General features: G+C 66.2%; 2 protein-coding genes and 1 pseudogene. All 3 read left to right on the plus strand.

Going from position 1 to position 2,230, the window contains the following annotated elements; translation table 11 throughout:
* Positions 1-206 (plus strand): annotated as a pseudogene (locus ACCC94_RS29380) (LysR family transcriptional regulator); the annotation flags it as partial.
* Between the two features lie 74 nt (positions 207-280).
* A complete protein-coding gene (locus tag ACCC94_RS29385; protein WP_413353109.1) occupies positions 281-871 on the plus strand; it encodes a TetR/AcrR family transcriptional regulator in 591 nt (196 codons plus the stop codon).
* Between the two features lie 80 nt (positions 872-951).
* Positions 952-2,064 carry an NADH:flavin oxidoreductase gene (locus tag ACCC94_RS29390; RefSeq protein ID WP_413353110.1) on the plus strand — a complete coding sequence of 371 codons (1,113 nt, stop codon included), beginning with the start codon at positions 952-954 and terminating at the stop codon, positions 2,062-2,064.
* Positions 2,065-2,230: the final 166 nt, after the last annotated feature.

Raw genomic sequence — 2,230 nt, forward strand, 5'->3', positions numbered from 1 at the left:
CGCTGGGCGTCGGCCTGCGCACGCCCATCGGCCTGCCGCCCAGCGTGCAACGGCTGGATGCAGAACGCGCCGGGCTGCCGGCGATGGCGCCGCTGGGGTTATGCCTGCACCGCGGCGAGGCTGAACCGGAAGCGGTGGTGGAGCGCCTGCGCGAATTGCTGCAGGAGGGCGTGGCGGAGCTGCTGGAAAATCCGGCGATTCGCTGATCCATTTCTGACGGAAAATCACTGCGATCAATGGTGCTGGAAAAAGCGAGACGACCGGTCATATTCTTGCGTCCATGAACAGCATCCGACTCGACAAGCGCGACCTGATCCTCGCCAAGGGCTCCCTGGCGATGACCCGCAGCGGCTACCACGGCACCGGCGTGCAGGACATCGTCCAGGCCGCCGGCATCCCCAAGGGTTCCTTCTATCACTACTTCGAAAGCAAGGAAGACTTCGCCCTGCAGGCCCTGGAGCACCTCTACGCACCGCGCCTGGCCCGCTACGCCGAGGCGCTGGGCAACCCGGCACTGGGTCCGCGCGCGCGCATCCTCACTTATTACCGCGAACTCCTGGCGCATTTCGCCCGCCAGGAGAAGCTCGAATACCACTGCTTCATCGGCAGCCTGAGCTTCGAGATGGCGGAGCTGTCGCCGGCCATCGCCGAGCGGGTCGACGGCATCCTCCAGCAGTCCATCGACACCCTGCGCGGGTGCCTGGCCGATGCCCAGCGCGCCGGTGAGCTGCCGGCGGCGGAGAACGTCGAATCCCTGGCCGAGTTCATCGGCAATGCCTGGCAGGGCGTGCTGGCGCGGATGAAAGTCAGCGCTTCGCTCAGACCCGTGGAACGCTTTATCGAACGCCTGGAGCACTTGCTTCAGGCCTGAACTGCCTGAGTCATCACCCTTCTCTCTACTTTTCACAAAAGAACGAGACGACCGGTCGCCTGGTCGTCCTGGAGACTTCAATGACTGCATCCGTAGATACCCTGTTCTCGCCCTTCCGCCTGGGCGGCCTGGAACTGCCCACCCGCGTCGTGATGGCGCCGATGACCCGCAACTTCTCCCCGGGCGGCGTTCCCCACGCCCAGGTGGTGGAGTACTACCGCCGCCGCGCCGCCGCCGGCGTCGGCCTGATCGTCACCGAAGGCACCACGGTCAATCACAAGGCGGCCAACGGCTACCCGAACGTGCCGCGCTTCCATGGTGAAGACGCCCTGGCCGGCTGGAAGCAGGTGGTCGACGCCGTGCACGCCGAAGGCGGCAAGATCGTCCCGCAGCTGTGGCACGTCGGCGCCGTGCGCCGCCTGGGCACCGAGCCGGACGCCAGCGTCCCGGGTTACGGCCCCAGCGGCAAGGAAAAGGACGGCACCGTGCTGGTCCATGAGATGACCAAGGACGACATCCAGGAAGTCATCGCCGCCTTCGCCCAGGCTGCGCTCGACGCCAAGTCCATCGGCATGGACGGCGTGGAGATCCACGGCGCCCACGGCTACCTGATCGACCAGTTCTTCTGGGACGGCAGCAACAAGCGCACCGACGAATACGGCGGCAGCCTGGCCAACCGTTCGCGCTTCGCCATCGAGCTGATCCAGGCCGTGCGCGCGGCCGTCGGCCCCGACTACCCGATCATCTTCCGCTTCTCCCAGTGGAAGCAGCAGGACTACAGCGCCCGCCTGGTGCAGACCGCCGAAGAGCTGGAGGCCTTCCTCAAGCCGCTGTCGGATGCCGGCGTGGACATCTTCCACTGCTCGACCCGTCGCTTCTGGATTCCGGAATTCGAAGGCTCCGACCTCAACCTGGCCGGCTGGACCCGCCGGCTCACCGGCAAGCCGACCATCACCGTCGGCAACGTCGGCCTGGATGGCAGCGAGTTCCTGGCCTTCTTCGGCAACACCGAGGAAGTCGCCCAGCCGTCGGGTATCGACGGTCTGCTGGAGCGCCTGAACAAGGATGAGTTCGACCTGGTCGCGGTCGGCCGCGCGCTGCTGGTCGATCCGGACTGGGCGGTGAAGGTGCGTGACGGTCGTCTGGCCGACATCAAGCCGTTCAGCCGCGAAGCGCTGACGTCGCTGGCCTGATCGGCGAGCGGATGTGAAAAGCCCCTGGTACCCACGGTGCCAGGGGCTTTTGGCTTTTCGTAGGAGCGAGCTTGCTCGCGAACCAACCTCCGCTGCGGGGCATGTTCGCGAGCAAGCTCGCTCCGACAGGTGGGCTCCATGGTTTGGGGGCGCGCAGGAGCGGATT

This window comes from Pseudomonas sp. Pseusp97 (assembly GCF_047304025.1).
Lineage (GTDB): Bacteria > Pseudomonadota > Gammaproteobacteria > Pseudomonadales > Pseudomonadaceae > Pseudomonas.

Bases quoted from the DNA above. Each gene is read 5' to 3' on its own strand.
- ACCC94_RS29385 (WP_413353109.1), top strand. From the start codon at position 281: ATGAACAGCATCCGACTCGACAAGCGCGACCTGATCCTCGCCAAGGGC.
- ACCC94_RS29390 (WP_413353110.1), top strand. From the start codon at position 952: ATGACTGCATCCGTAGATACCCTGTTCTCGCCCTTCCGCCTGGGCGGC.